Source organism: Pseudomonas sp. SC3(2021) (genome assembly GCF_019856535.1).
GTDB lineage: Bacteria > Pseudomonadota > Gammaproteobacteria > Pseudomonadales > Pseudomonadaceae > Aquipseudomonas > Aquipseudomonas monsensis.
Genome location: NZ_CP082236.1, coordinates 3,838,357 through 3,852,447 on the forward strand (window position 1 = coordinate 3,838,357; position 14,091 = coordinate 3,852,447).

Consider the following 14,091-nt stretch of genomic DNA (forward strand, 5'->3'; position numbering starts at 1 on the left):
CGACTTTGAACATTTTGAAAGTTGGCCTGTGCCTGATGGCGGCCTCGTTGCTGTGTGGCTGTAACCCGCTGATGAGCGCTTCGTTGAATAACCTTAAAGCGGCGGTTGTTGGCCCGGATGAAGTCGACGTGTCAGCGGCCGAAGTGGCCGCGGTCAACTACCCGCAGCTGAAACTGACCACGCCGTCCGGCTCGGGGGTGCTGGCGCTGGTGCGCGAGCGTGAAGACCTGCAGTTCTGGGTCGCCTCCGGCAAACAGGTGCTGCTACTGCGTAATGGCCTCGCCGTGCGCAGCATTGGCCTGGGCCTGGAAGGCGATCTCGATGGCACGCGGCTGGCCGATGACTCGCCGTTCAAACAAGGCCTGCATCACGTCGCCGACGGTTTCACCACGCGGCGCTGGATCGACCTCTACAAGGGCCAGGAAGTCGGGGTGATCGTCAACAGCCGCTTCTCGCGCCGATCCGAACAAACCCTGCAGATTCTCGACAAGGAATACACCGTGCTGCGTGTCGATGAGCAGATTGACGCCCCGGCCATCGGCCTGCGCGCGACCAATCGTTACTGGGTCGACCCGCGTGACGGTTTCATCTTGCAGAGCGAGCAGCAACTGACCTCGCAGTTGCGCGTCAAGGTTGTGCAACTGACCCCTGATCGCAGGCACCTGCCGTGATGCGCCTGAAATTGTTATCGGCGGGCCTGATGCTGGTCGCCAGTGTGAGTCAGGCGGCCGTCACGGTGACGGGCGATGTCGCCAATCCCGGACCGGTCGAGTTGCCACCGGGCGGGCGCTTGCTCGATGTGATCGGTGAAGCGGTGCCGAATGCCGAAGGCTATTGGCTGGCGGGCGGATTGCTGCGGCAGTCGTTGATTGAGGAGCAGACACGGCTGAAGGTCGGCGTGCTGTTTGACCTCGACGTGCTGCAGCGCATGGCGGTGTTGTTTGATCGACCGAGTCGTGTGGCGCTAGCCCGGCGTCTGGCCGAAGACGTGCGGCAGATGCCGGTAACGGGCCGGCAGATTGCCGACCTCGATCCGGTGGCGCTGGAAGTCGGCTTCGCGCGCAACATTCGCCTCGATGACGGCGATCGTCTGATCTACCCGAAACGTGTCGATGAAGTGCAAGTGCTGGGCGCAGTCGCCGAGCCGTGCCACTTGCCGTATCAGCCGTTGCAGGAGGCCCGTGAATACCTGCAAGGCTGCGCGATTCTGGACGATGCCGAAGCCGATTACCTGTGGCTGATCCAGCCCAATGGCGTGTCGCGGCGTGTCGGCATCGCGCACTGGAATCGCGAGTCCGGGCAATTCCCGGTGGCCGGCAGCAAGATTCTGGTGCCGGTGAAAAATGATGATCTGGATCCGCCTCTTCCTGAACTGAATCAGCAGTTGGCCGAATTCATTGCCACGCAGCTGGCCGAGGTGGTTCGTTGAAGTTACGTTTTGCAGCTGTGTTGTTATTGCCTTGTGGTCTGGTGCATGCCGAACCACGCATTACTCAGAACGACTTCGGTGGCACCGGTCTGTTGCAGACGCCCACCGCGCGCATGGCCCCGGCCGGCGAGTTGAGCGTCAACGCCAACCGCACCGAACCGTACAGCCGCTACAGCGTTTCGCTGCAGCCGCTGGACTGGCTCGAAGGCTCGTTTCGCTACACCGCGATCACCAACCGGCCGTACGGCTCTGAGGCCCTGAGCGGTAGTCAAAGCTATAAGGACAAGGCGGTCGACGTCAAAGTCCGGCTGTGGCAGGAAAGCCACTGGCTGCCCGACGTGGCGCTGGGCTTCCGAGACATCGGCGGTACCGGTTTGTTTTCCAGTGAATTTTTCGTCGCCAACAAGCGCTACGACAATTTCGATTTCAGCGCCGGGATTGCCTGGGGATACCTCGGTAATCGCGGCGACCTCGACAACCCGTTGGGCTACGTCAGTGATCGCTTCGATACCCGGCCGGCCCTCGAAGGCACCGGTGACGTCAACTCGGGTTCGTACTTTCGCGGCCGGCCGTCGTTCTTCGGCGGCGTGAGCTATCAGACGCCGTGGGATCGTCTCAGCCTGAAACTCGAATTTGAAGGCAACGACTACAAGCACGAGCCGAAGGACAATGAGATCAAGCAGGACTCGCCGATCAACCTCGGCGCGGTGTTCAAGGTCACCGATTCGGTTGATGTCAGCGCGGCGTGGGAGCGCGGTAATACGGCGATGTTCGGCGTGACTTTCCACACCAACTTCGTCAGCCGCAAGGCGCCGGCCAAGACCTACGATCCGACTCCTGAGCCGCTGCCGGCGAAGGCGCCGACCACGGCGCCGGATCAGGTCGACTGGGCCAACGTCTCGCAGCGCCTGCAGCAGAATGCCGGCTATAAAGTCGAGCGCATCGCGCAGCGTGATTCCGAGCTGATCGTGTATGGCGAACAGCAGCGCTACTTCCACTCGTCCAAAGCGGTGGGGCGTGCGAGCCGGGTTCTCGATAACAGCGTCAACGACGACATCAACTGGTTCACCGTGGTCAACAAACGCTACGACCTGCCGCTGGAAGAAACCAGCGTGCCGCGTCAGACCTTTCGCGAAGTGATCAACAACGAAGAGCCACTGGAGTCGCTGCACCGCACCACCGAGATCAACCCGGCCATGCCGCACAACGAGAAAACCCTCTACACCGAAGCGCCGCAGCACTTCAGCTATGGCGTGGGGCTGGGCTTCAAACAGAACGTCGGCGGCCCGGATGGCTTGCTCTATCAGTTGAGTGCCGATGCTGACGCTGAATACCGCTTCAACCGCAATACCTGGTGGAGCGGTTTGCTCAGTGCCAACCTGGCGAACAACTTCGACAAATTCACCTATGACGCGCCGAGTGGTTTGCCGCGTGTGCGTACGGATTTGCGTCAGTACCTGACCACGTCCAACACGACCATGCCGTTGTTCCAGGTCAGCCATGCCGAGCAGCTGGATAAAGACCTGTATGGCATGGTTTACGGTGGGTATCTGGAGTCGATGTTCGCCGGGGTCGGCGGTGAAGTGCTGTTCCGTCCGACCGGTGAGCGCTGGTCGGTGGGCGCGGATCTGAACTGGGTGCGTCAACGCGATTTCGATCAGGGTTTTGCCCTGCGTGATTACTCGGTGGTGACCGGGCATGTCACGGCGTATACCGATTTGCCGTTCGATACGCTGGCAGCGGTGAGCGTCGGGCGTTATCTGGCTGGGGACTGGGGCGGCACGCTGGATATCTCGCGAGAGTTTTTCAACGGCGTGCGCTTTGGTGCGTGGGCGACGATCACCACCGCTGGTAGTGCCGAGTATGGCGAGGGTAGTTTCGACAAGGGTATCTACCTGTCGATTCCGTTCGACGAAATGATGAGCATGTCGACCATGCGCCGCGCCAACCTGGTATGGGCACCGCTGACCCGTGACGGCGGCGCGCGGCTCAATCGCGGCTATCAGCTGCACTCGATGACCGATAGCCGGGAAAGGGACATGTTTTATCGCAATTTCGAGAAGATCACCGAGTAAGCGCGGATCTTCGAAACACCCGAAAACCTGTGGGAGCGAGCTTGCTCGCGAAGGCGTCAGCCCAGTCAGCATCCTAGTTGCCTGAACCAACGCTTTCGCGAGCAAGCTCGCTCCCACATTGGTTATCTGTCGCACCCCAAATCCCGAATCATTCCCGAATCCCTGTGGGAGCTGGCTTGCCAGCGATGAGGTCGGCACTTGCAACATTGATGTTGCCTGACCCACCGCCATCGCTGGCAAGCCAGCTCCCACAGTTATGTGTCTAGTCATTAGGCCTGGGACAAGCACAGCTCCCACAGGTTATGTGTCTAGCCATAAGGCCTGAGACAAGCACAGCTTCCCGAGGTTATTTGTCTAGCCGTAAGGCCTGAGCCAAGCACAAATCCCCTGTGGGAGCTGGCTTGCCAGCGATGAGGCCGGCACTTGCAACATTGATGTTGCCTGACCCGCCGCCATCGCTGGCAAGCCAGCTCCCACAGTTATGTGTCTAGCAATAAGGCCTGAGCCAAGCACAGCTCCCACAGGTTATGTGTCTAGCCATAAGGCCTGAGACAAGCACAGCTCCCACAGGTTATGTGTCTAGCCATAAGGCCTGAGCCAAGCACAGCTTCCCCAGGTTATTTGTCTAGCCATAAGGCCTGAGCCAAGCACAAATCCCCTGTGGGAGCTGGCTTGCCAGCGAAGAGGCCGGCACCTGCAACATTGATGTTGCCTGACCCGCCGCCATCGCTGGCAAGCCAGCTCCCACAGTTATGTGTCTAGCAATAAGGCCTGAGCCAAGCACAGCTCCCACAGGTTATGTGTCTAGCCATAAGGCCTGAGACAAGCACAGCTCCCACAGGTTATGTGTCTAGCCATAAGGCCTGAGCCAAGCACAGCTTCCCCAGGTTATTTGTCTAGCCATAAGGCCTGAGCCAAGCACAAATCCCCTGTGGGAGCTGGCTTGCCAGCGAAGAGGCCGGCACCTGCAACATTGATGTTGCCTGACCCACCGCCATCGCTGGCAAGCCAGCTCCCACAGTTATGTGTCTAGCCATAAGGCCTGAGCCAAGCACAGCTCCCACAGGTTATGTGTCTAGCCATAAGGCCTGAGCCAAGCACAGCTTCCCCAGGTTATTTGTCTAGCCGTAAGGCCTGAGCCAAGCACAAATCCCCTGTGGGAGCTGGCTTGCCAGCGATGAGGCCGGCACTTACAACATTGATGTCGCCTGACCCACCGCCATCGCTGGCAAGCCAGCTCCCACAGGGATTTGCATTTACCCGCAATCCAGCTCCACTCCCAAATCCCGGGCACAAAAAAGGGGACTTTCGTCCCCTTGCAGTGCGTCGCACCCAATCTCAGTAAATATCCTTCGACAACAACGTAAACGGTGTCTTCACAAGGATCTTCAGGTCCAGCCACAACGACCAGCTATTGATGTACTGCAGGTCAATCTCCACGCGCTTCTGCATCTTGTCGAGGGTGTCCGTTTCACCGCGGCAACCGCTGATCTGCGCCAGCCCGGTGATCCCCGGTTTAATCCGGTGACGCGCCATGTAGGCGAGGATTTTCCCCGAGTAGAAGTGGTTGTGCGCAACCGCATGCGGACGCGGACCAACCAGGGCCATATGCCCCTGCAACACGTTGAACAGCTGCGGCAATTCATCCAGCGACGTGCGGCGGATAAAGCGCCCGACCGCGGTAATGCGCGAATCGTTACGGCTGGCCTGCTTCACGTCACGGTCATCGTGGACGCGCATCGAGCGGAATTTCCAGACCTTGATCACCTTGCCATTCCAGCCATGGCGATCCTGTTTGAAAAACACCGGGCCGGGCGAGTTGATCTTCACCGCCAGAGCAATGATCAGCAGGATCGGGCTCAGCGCGATGATCGCCAGCAAGGCCACGGCTTTTTCCACCAGGCTTTTGCTCAACGCAGCGGTCGGGCGACTGGTCAGAGGGCTTTCGTTCAGATAGATCGCCGGCAGACCGTCCACGACTTTCACCGAGTGATTGAGCAGGGTCAGACTGTTCAAGTCCGGCACCCAGACCACATCGACGTTGGCCCCCAGCAAATCGACATACATCGCTTCGATTTTCGCGGCCTCGCACAGCGGCAGGGTGATGTACAAACGGCGGATGTCATGGGCTTCGATCAGCTCCAGCAACTCCTCCTGGGCACCGACGACGCGCGGTGCATCGGCATCCAGTGCAGGCACGTCGCCGTTGCTGACCAGGCCAACCAATGGCAGGTTTTCCAGTTGGCTGAGTTTCTTCGCCAGCCCCAGCGCCAGCTCGCCGGTACCGACGATCAGGGTTTTGTGCTCGCTCTTGCGGGTGCGCTGATAGAACTTCGAAAACGCATGCAATGGCGCATACAGCAACGCCTGACCGAGGAAACCGTACACCGCCCAGCTCAGAATCACCTGCCGTGAAAACAGCTCATCGGCCTGGCAGACAAACGCGATACACGCCAACGCTGCCATGGTCATCGACCACCCCATGAACAGCCGTCCCAATCCGCTCAGGTAGTTATCGCGTTTGCGATAAACACCGCTGAACGTGTAAGCCGGCACCGACGCCAGTACCGCCAGGGTGGCGCACATTCGGTAGTAGAACGCGACCGTCCCGGTGTGCTGTTCCGCGAGGATGAACAGCAGCGTCACGACAAAGCCTTGTGCCAGCGCCCATTGGCCCCAAAAGGTCAGTCCCTTGAGGCCCGTGCTTCGATTGATACTAAGAGAAAGATCCATACGATATCCCCAAAAGACGTCCATTCAGGTTTCAACAGTTGAAAACCGAGTTGTTATGCAGACTTATTGTTTTTGTTGTAGCGAGTGTCCTGAGGTAACAACGTCGATATGCCGAACTGTCGTCAGTCAATAGACTAAGTTATTGTTGGGAATGGTGTCTGACGAGTTCTAACAAGATGGCACAGTGCCAACTTTTAATAATTAAATAGAGGGGTGTTAGAAAAGGTCGCAGAGCAGGGGGTGAATAAATGATGTTGTATTTGTTACTGTTTGAGGGGTGGCGGCAGGGAATGTCGAAATTAACCAGGGGAGGTGTAACCAAACAGAGTGCTCTTGTTGTTTTTGTTGTCGCACTGTTTTCTGTTGGTGTTGATCGCGGCGGTCAGTAGCGTTTACGCGACGATTTCCTGGATCAGGCAATAACCGCGATTTCGTACGGCACGAAACAATCGTTCGCCGTTACTGGCACTTTTGAACTTGTCTTGCAAACGACTCAGGCACATTTCCAGGCCGCGGTATTGCTCCGGCTCTCGACCGATGCTGAGGATCAGTTCTTCACGGCTGACCACACGCTCTTCATGGTTGAGCATTTTCCTGACCAATGCTGTTTCCAGGCCGGTCAGGCTGATCTCGACGCCTTCTTTGATCAATGCACCCTGATCATTGTCGAGTTGCCAGGTTTCGTTGCAAGGCGTGGCGCCTTCGGAAGCCGGTGGCATGTTGCCGCTTTCAGCGTTTATGACCGTAGCACTGTGAAAAGGATTCGCCGCTTGTGCGGCCAGCCATTCCGATTCAAGCGTGGCTAATATGCGCTGGGTATCATGCTCGATACTGCGAGCGACGTTTTTACGACTGATGCTTGGATATGTGAACTCCATCACCATTGGGGCGGAAGAGGGCGAAGCAACACCTTCAACAAACATTTGTGCCTGAGACGTGCCGAACGAGTTGAAACGCTCACTGGACAAGATGCTCTCCAGTTCGCGCTGCGACGTTGTACTGTGAGTCACGACAACAAAATATTTCCTTGGGAGGGTTGTACTAGTTTCCATGTCTCTCTCCTAAATACACACCAAAATTGGCTAAAAGATAAATCGGCAGGCGAGCAATGACTTCCTCGGAAGTAATCGAAAGGCAGGGTCTGGGCCCAATAATGGCCCTCGATAAATTCCACTCGATCTGCTGCTATGTTATGGAGTTTTATTGTTATGGGACGTGTTGACGCGCTCATTCAAGTGCTTGTTATTTAATGGGCGTAAAGCAGAACTGGAGCTATATGGTTGCATTAGACGATCCTTCGTACGTATGCAAAAGAGATTGACTGCCCGAGACTCAGGCAGTCGATATCAGACCCCGCGTCAGGCGATAGCCGTAGCCGCGGATGCTCTGAATCGCGTTTGTACCATACATGTCCTTGATTTTTCCACGCAAGCGGCTTATGGATTTCTCCAGTGCGCGAGGGTCGTAGAAATTGCTGTTGAGGCCCATGATATTGGCGATTTCATCATGGCTCAGAATGTGATTACTGGTTTGCGCAAAGGCTTCCAGGATCTTCATCTCGGCAAACGAGATGTCGAGTTTCTTGCTGGTGCCCAACAGGCAGATACGTGTCGGGTCAAGCGTCAGGTCAATATCGCGTTGCCATTCTTCACTGTTGAAGAACTCGCCAAGCAGCTCGGCGCTATCATCGGAAAGGGTATTGAGCTTGATACAAAAGTCCGCGCCAGCCAGATAATACTTGATCTTGTTGAAAGCGCCGCGCCCGGTAATGACCGCGCAAATGATCGGTTTCAAGTTATCGCTACGCAGGTTTTCCACCAGCGCAAGATTGTCTTCCAGCGCCTGTGGGCTGTCGATAACAAGGAAGATGGCGCGATAGGAACCGAGATGTTCATACTGCTTATATGAACTAGTGTAGGCGTTGGCATCCAGTGCCATATCAGGGCGCACGTGCCGGGCGACCAGTGCTTTAAAATGTTCAGCCACGCCACGGGTTCGACCCAGAGTGAGAACACCGGGTTCGTCGTTTGTCGGGCGCGGACTACTAGTCGCCAAGTTCCCTGAGAGCATCATGCATTGACTCGAATTAGGTGCTGACATCGGGATGTTAAAGCACCGGTTCTCATCTGTGACTGACAATTGGTAACATTCACGCGATTTTTAGACGTGGCTCCCGAGTTTTCTAACAATAATTAAGCTTTTCAAGCTTTTAGTTGATTTTCTCGGGATGGTGAACTAGTGCTTAGATGGTGGCGATATGCAATGGTGCCACTATTTTGAGGTGATTGCGATAGCGTAGTTTGTGTCCTTTGGCCACTGTATGGCCATCCCTGAATAATGTGATTCTGATCACAATTTATCGGCAGAGCAAATTTTTTTGTACTAAACGCCTAAATATTTTTCGATTAGTTCGTCGGCCGACGATTACTAACATGGCTTGAGTGTGTCTTTTGATAAGTCATATTCTGCCAGCGCAAAGATCATCCGATCGCGGCCCGAATCTTCGGCCGCTCCTACCTTTGAAATGCGTTGGCGTAGGCGCTGCCGAGGTTCGGGGCGCGATCGAACGATCTTTTGATCTTCAATTGTGTAACTTCAGATACTCAACCCCTGAGTGTTATAAAACCGGTCGCTCGCCAAGAGCGCGCCGACGGAGGATTAATGGATTTCTGGACCCTTTTCCAGGTGTTGATATTAGGTGCCGTAGAAGGCCTGACCGAGTTCCTGCCGATCTCGAGTACAGGCCACCAGATCATCGTTGCCGACTTGCTGGAGTTCGGCGGCGAACGCGCCATGGCGTTCAACATCATTATTCAACTGGGGGCCATTCTTGCCGTTGTCTGGGAGTTCCGACCCAAGATCTTCGAAATCGTCAAAGGCCTGCCCACCCAACGTAATGCCCAACGCTTCACCCTCAACTTGCTGATTGCCTTTCTACCCGCCGTGGTCTTGGGCGTGTTATTCGCCGATGCAATCCACGAATACCTGTTCAACCCGATCACCGTCGCCGTGGCACTGGTCGTTGGCGGCATCATCATGTTGTGGGCCGAGCAGCGCAGCCATGTGATCAGCGTCGAACACGTCGACGACATGCGCTGGTCTCACGCACTGAAAGTCGGTTTCGTACAATGCCTGGCGATGATTCCCGGCACCTCACGCTCCGGCTCGACCATCATCGGCGGTCTGCTCTTCGGCTTGTCGCGCAAAGCCGCCACCGAGTTCTCGTTCTTCCTCGCCATGCCGACCATGGTCGGCGCCGCCGTGTACTCCGGCTACAAATACCGCGACCTGTTCCAGCCCAACGACCTGCCAGTCTTCGCCCTCGGCTTCGTCACCGCGTTCATCTTCGCGATGATCGCCGTACGCGGCTTGCTCAAGTTTATTGCCAACCACAGCTACGCCGCGTTCGCCTGGTACCGGATCGCGTTTGGTTTGTTGATTCTGGCAACGTGGCTGTTTGGCTGGGTCAACTGGACCGCTGCAGCGGCCGCCTGATCACTGAGCGCTGATCAACGCCGCAACGGCGAGATCGTTTAACGTCGAATCCGACGACTCCTGGCGAAAACGCTGCAAGGCCGAGGTGAAATACGCGGCCTGCAGCATGCCGTCGCTGGCGAGGTACAGACGTGCGTCTTCCTGTTCTGCAGCAGAGTAAACACGCTTGTGACTGTCAGTCGTTTCCTGGCTAGCCGAAAAAGGCGCGAGGACTAGAGACAACAGAGTGAAGCCGGACAACTGCGTGGCCTCCCACGGTGTATCGGTGCTCCCGATGCAGAGACCGTCGCAGTGCGCATAAACGTTCGAGGTGACACTTAACAAGGAGAGGAGGGTGAAACGCTGGAAACCAGAGAAATTGAACGCGGGCATAAACAAAAGACATCCTGTCAGTACAACAAAACAGCGGGCAACGCTCATTCGTCGCCCGCGCACTCAAACCATCAAATCAACGACCTTCAAGCAACTCAGCCGCCTGATCCAGCAACGCCAGCGGATCCTTGGCCTTGTGAATATCTACCGACAACAACTGACGGAATTTCCGCGCCCCCGGGAACCCCGTGCCCAGGCCCAGCACATGCCGCGTGATGTGATGCATCGCCCCACCGGCCAACAAATGCTCGGCAATATAAGGCCGCAATTGCGCCAACGCCTCAGCCCGGCTGATCACCGGCGCTGAACTGCCAAACAACTGCTGATCCACCTCCGCCAGCAAATACGGATTGTGATAAGCCTCACGCCCCAACATCACACCGTCAAAGGTCTGCAAATGCTCATGGCAGGCCTCCATCGTCTTGATCCCGCCGTTCAGCACAATCTCCAACTCCGGAAAATCCGCCTTCAACTGCGCCGCCACGTCATAGCGCAACGGCGGAATGTCACGATTCTCCTTCGGCGACAACCCCTCCAGAATCGCAATCCGCGCATGCACGGTGAAGCTGGTGCACCCGGCATCACGGACGGTGCCGACGAAATCACACAGCTCCGCGTAACTGTCCCGACCGTTGATCCCGATGCGATGCTTCACCGTCACCGGAATCGACACCGCATCACGCATCGCCTTCACACAATCCGCCACCAGTTGCGGATGACCCATCAGGCACGCGCCGATCATGTTGTTCTGCACACGATCGCTCGGGCAGCCGACGTTCAGGTTCACCTCGTCGTAACCGTGCTCCTGGGCCATGCGGGCGCAGGCTGCCAAGTCCAATGGAACGCTACCGCCTAGCTGCAAGGCGAGAGGGTGCTCGGCTTCGTTGTGACGGAGGAAGCGCTCGTGATCGCCGTTTAGGAGAGCGCCGGTGGTGACCATTTCGGTGTAGAGCAGGGCGTTCTTCGATAGGAGGCGTAGGAAGAAACGGCAATGGCGGTCGGTCCAATCCATCATCGGGGCCACACTGAAGCGGCGAGACGGCTCGGAACGAGCATGGCTAGTGTTTACAGGCGCTTTAGGTTTTTCGAAATTCATTGATACTGATCTTTTATACAGCGGTTTTTACCCATTTTCCCTTGTTTTCTGAGGTCGGTTGCTACAATGTAGCAAGCGAATTCGGCAATGTAGCAACTGGAAATGGGCACGATCACATCACGCAAGCGCAAGGACAACTCGACGGCCTACACGGCGCAGATACGGATCAATCGGGACGGGCGCACAGTTTATCAGGAAAGCCAAACCTTCGACCGAAAGCAGGTCGCCCAGGCTTGGATCAAACGGCGTGAGACGGAACTGGCCGAGCCTGGTGCGATTGAGCGCGCAAACCGTAAGGGTGTGACGATCAGGAAGATGATCGAGCAATATCTGGACGAGTACGAGAAGATCCGGCCGCTGGGCAAGACCAAGAATGCGACGTTGAAGGCGATCAAGGATACCTGGTTGGGTGACCTCGACGACTCGGCCCTGACCAGTCAGAAGCTGGTGGAGTTTGCACAGTGGCGGATGAGTAAAGAGGGTGGCGGTGTTCAGGCGCAGACGGTCGGTAATGATCTCTCGCACCTGGGTGCAGTCCTGTCTGTGGCGCGGCCGGCGTGGGGCTACGAGGTGGATCCTTTGGCCATGCCTGACGCGCGCAAGGTGCTGCGAAAGCTGGGCATGGTGAGCAAGAGCAAGGAACGGAACCGCCGTCCGACGCTGGAGGAACTGGACAAGCTGATGACGCATTTCTTTGAGATGCAGACGCGTCATAAAGCCCAGATCAACATGCCGAAGATGATTGCCTTCGCGCTTTTCTCGACGCGCCGGCAGGAGGAGATCACGCGGATCCGCTGGGATGACCTCGACGAGTCCCGGCAGGCGGTCTTGGTGCGTGACATGAAGAACCCCGGGCAGAAGATCGGCAACAATGTGTGGTGCCATTTGCCGGATGAGGCATGGGCGATTGTTCAAGGAATGCCGAAAGTGGCCGATGAGATCTTCCCCTACAACGCAAAATCGGTGTCGGCGTCTTTCACGCGAGCTTGTCCAGTTGTGGGGATAGAGGATTTGCACTTTCACGACCTGAGGCATGAGGGCGTGAGCCGGCTATTCGAAATGGATTGGGATATTCCTAGAGTATCGAGCGTTTCCGGGCATCGGGATTGGAACTCTCTCCGGCGATATACACATTTGCGCGGAAGAGGGGATCAGTACGATGGTTGGAATTGGTTGAAACAGATACTTGCTAATTAATTATTTTTCTATTTGTCTTTCTATCGAGTAAGTAAAGTATGAGTTTCAGCAGCAGTCTTCGCTTCATCAAGCACAATATTGCTGTTTTTCTGATTGTTGGCGGGATATTCGCAGGTACGGCTGGGGCAGTAGGAGCTTGGTTGTGGAGCGAGTATAGAGATCTACTGCAACAAAAAGCACAGTTCGAACAAAGAAGATTTGAGTTGGCCGAGGTTCAGCACGAACGCGAACGGAATTTGACTGAGATTATGAACAAGCGTGAGCTGGATTTGAAAAATCGCGAATACATTGCGGGGCAAGTTGAATCGAGTTATGCCGAGCGGGAGAGCGTGCTTAAGGCTCGTGAATTAGAGCTTCAACGCACTGCTCAACAACTCAAGCAAGATCAGCAGGCCTTAATTGCGGAGCACGGGGAAAAAGCTGCTGAAATGAAACTGCAAGCCCTCATGTCCGAGTTTTCTGCGATGGGTGTTAACCTAAATGTAAAACCACGATGCGGCAACGATCAGGAAAAATTCTACTCGGCCAAGTCGAAGTACGATGAAATTTATTCTTGGGCTGAGGCACATTCCTTAGAGAAAAAGTATCAAAACTTTCTTTTTCATAATCAGCAATCTGTGATTACTTTCGGGTGTGTAAAGAATGAAACAGGGGCTTTCGCCCCTTAATATAAATTTCTCCCCATTAGCTGGTTTTGCTCCTTTTCGGCTTTCTCCCGCTGTCTATCTATGTAGTCGGAAAGGTCTTGGAGGTGAATGCCTAATCCAGCTTTCTGGCTATTGGCACCAAGTCGTACAACTGGAATATCGATTTCGCCGGCCAAGCGTTTTTGCTTGAATTTCTCTACGGTTAAATTCATGTAATCAGCACAAACGCGATCTAGGGGGATGACAGCTTGCCCGTTATATTGGGCCATCAAGAGAAAAAGGGTGTTCATGCTGCCTCCTTGCTAGGAAATACGGAGCGCTTCGAATGCGCTAGCTGCCACGACTGGAACCTGTCCGTTGCCAATGGCCTTAAGTCGGTCCTCCCCATTAGCCACTCGGCCCATTCCGGGTTCAGATGACCACCATCCATTGCCATCACGGTGTGATCCAGGCGATCGTTTGAGCGGTCTGTCCCGGATCGGCGAGTCAGTGCGGCATGGGAGGATCCCTTTGCCATGCTCGTCACCGGTGTTGGCCTCCGCCTGACGCGTGTCTTCTGCGATGAGCCAGATCCGATCCCGCTGATGAGGGGAACCGAGGTCAGCCGCTCCGATAACACCCCATCGCGCGTCATACCCCATTTCGGCAACGTCACCGAGCACCACGGCAAGTCCTCTTCCCACAAGCAGTGGTGAGTTCTCCAGTTCGACATAGCGCGGTCGTACCTCATCGATAATTCGTGCCATCTCTCGCCAAAGTCCTGAGCGGGCGCCGTCGATACCGAGGCCGTTGCCTGCGACCGAGATGTCCTGACAAGGAAATCCTTCCGAAACCACGTCAACAAGGCCTCGCCATGGTCGTCCGTCAAAACTGCACACGTCAGACCAAATCGGGAAAGGCGGGAGCAGTCCATCGGTTTGTCGTTGCGCCAGAATCTGTGCGGCGGAGGCATCACGCTCAACGGCGCAGACGGTGCGCCAGCCGAGGAGGTTGCCGCCGAGTATTCCGCCACCAGCGCCTGCGAAAAGAGCCAGCTCATTCACGCGG

13 protein-coding genes are annotated in these 14,091 nt (G+C 56.0%); 6 read left to right on the plus strand and 7 right to left on the minus strand.

What is annotated here, in order from left to right:
* Positions 1-5 precede the first annotated feature (5 nt).
* Genes K5Y35_RS17170 through K5Y35_RS17180 form a run of 3 tightly spaced genes read left to right on the plus strand, consistent with a single transcriptional unit; the run spans position 6 to position 3,504 of the window.
* Complete coding sequence (locus tag K5Y35_RS17170) at positions 6-671, plus strand: YjbF family lipoprotein (RefSeq protein WP_128614880.1); 666 nt, start codon at positions 6-8, stop codon at positions 669-671.
* Complete coding sequence (locus tag K5Y35_RS17175; protein ID WP_222832418.1) at positions 671-1,429, plus strand: capsule biosynthesis GfcC family protein; 759 nt, start codon at positions 671-673, stop codon at positions 1,427-1,429. The genes K5Y35_RS17170 and K5Y35_RS17175 overlap by 1 nt, the downstream gene beginning before the upstream one ends.
* Positions 1,426-3,504 (plus strand): YjbH domain-containing protein, encoded by a 2,079-nt coding sequence (locus K5Y35_RS17180; protein ID WP_222832419.1) that lies wholly within the window; start codon positions 1,426-1,428, stop codon positions 3,502-3,504. Before K5Y35_RS17175 ends, K5Y35_RS17180 begins: the two co-directional genes overlap by 4 nt.
* Positions 3,505-4,842: 1,338 nt before the next feature.
* Here the strand turns inward: K5Y35_RS17180 and K5Y35_RS17185 are convergent.
* The 3 genes from K5Y35_RS17185 to K5Y35_RS17195 form a co-directional block, all read right to left on the minus strand.
* Positions 4,843-6,237 carry an undecaprenyl-phosphate glucose phosphotransferase gene (locus K5Y35_RS17185; RefSeq protein ID WP_123462011.1) on the minus strand — a complete coding sequence of 465 codons (1,395 nt, stop codon included), beginning with the start codon at positions 6,235-6,237 and terminating at the stop codon, positions 4,843-4,845.
* 392 nt (positions 6,238-6,629) lie between these two features.
* On the minus strand, positions 6,630-7,289 hold the full coding sequence (locus tag K5Y35_RS17190) for a transcriptional regulator (RefSeq protein ID WP_123462013.1): 660 nt from the start codon (positions 7,287-7,289) through the stop codon (positions 6,630-6,632).
* A gap of 280 nt (positions 7,290-7,569) precedes the next feature.
* Positions 7,570-8,310: a winged helix-turn-helix domain-containing protein gene (locus K5Y35_RS17195; RefSeq protein WP_128613962.1), complete on the minus strand. Its 741-nt coding sequence runs from the start codon at positions 8,308-8,310 to the stop codon at positions 7,570-7,572.
* Between the two features lie 588 nt (positions 8,311-8,898).
* Here K5Y35_RS17195 and K5Y35_RS17200 point away from each other — a divergent pair.
* Complete coding sequence (locus K5Y35_RS17200; RefSeq protein WP_110720582.1) at positions 8,899-9,732, plus strand: undecaprenyl-diphosphate phosphatase; 834 nt, start codon at positions 8,899-8,901, stop codon at positions 9,730-9,732.
* Here K5Y35_RS17200 and K5Y35_RS17205 read toward each other — a convergent pair whose 3' ends face one another.
* Both K5Y35_RS17205 and dusA read right to left on the minus strand, forming a co-directional pair.
* The gene (locus K5Y35_RS17205; protein ID WP_186748762.1) at positions 9,733-10,104 is read right to left on the minus strand and encodes a DUF2388 domain-containing protein; all 372 of its coding nucleotides are present in this window, start codon (positions 10,102-10,104) and stop codon (positions 9,733-9,735) included. It abuts the gene before it with no gap.
* A 76-nt stretch (positions 10,105-10,180) separates the two neighbouring features.
* On the minus strand, positions 10,181-11,200 hold the full coding sequence (gene dusA, locus K5Y35_RS17210) for a tRNA dihydrouridine(20/20a) synthase DusA (protein WP_222832420.1): 1,020 nt from the start codon (positions 11,198-11,200) through the stop codon (positions 10,181-10,183).
* Positions 11,201-11,302: 102 nt separating this feature from the next.
* Between dusA and K5Y35_RS17215 the strand changes: the two genes are divergently transcribed.
* Positions 11,303-12,397: a site-specific integrase gene (locus K5Y35_RS17215; RefSeq protein WP_222832421.1), complete on the plus strand. Its 1,095-nt coding sequence runs from the start codon at positions 11,303-11,305 to the stop codon at positions 12,395-12,397.
* Between the two features lie 38 nt (positions 12,398-12,435).
* On the plus strand, positions 12,436-13,065 hold the full coding sequence (locus K5Y35_RS17220) for a hypothetical protein (protein ID WP_222832422.1): 630 nt from the start codon (positions 12,436-12,438) through the stop codon (positions 13,063-13,065).
* Here the strand turns inward: K5Y35_RS17220 and K5Y35_RS17225 are convergent.
* Positions 13,062-13,334 (minus strand): pyocin activator PrtN family protein, encoded by a 273-nt coding sequence (locus K5Y35_RS17225; RefSeq protein WP_098964754.1) that lies wholly within the window; start codon positions 13,332-13,334, stop codon positions 13,062-13,064. The two genes, K5Y35_RS17220 and K5Y35_RS17225, sit on opposite strands and share 4 nt — an antisense overlap.
* Before the next feature lie 12 nt (positions 13,335-13,346).
* Positions 13,347-14,087: a DNA cytosine methyltransferase gene (locus K5Y35_RS17230; protein ID WP_222832423.1), complete on the minus strand. Its 741-nt coding sequence runs from the start codon at positions 14,085-14,087 to the stop codon at positions 13,347-13,349.
* Between the last annotated feature and the right edge of the window lie 4 nt (positions 14,088-14,091).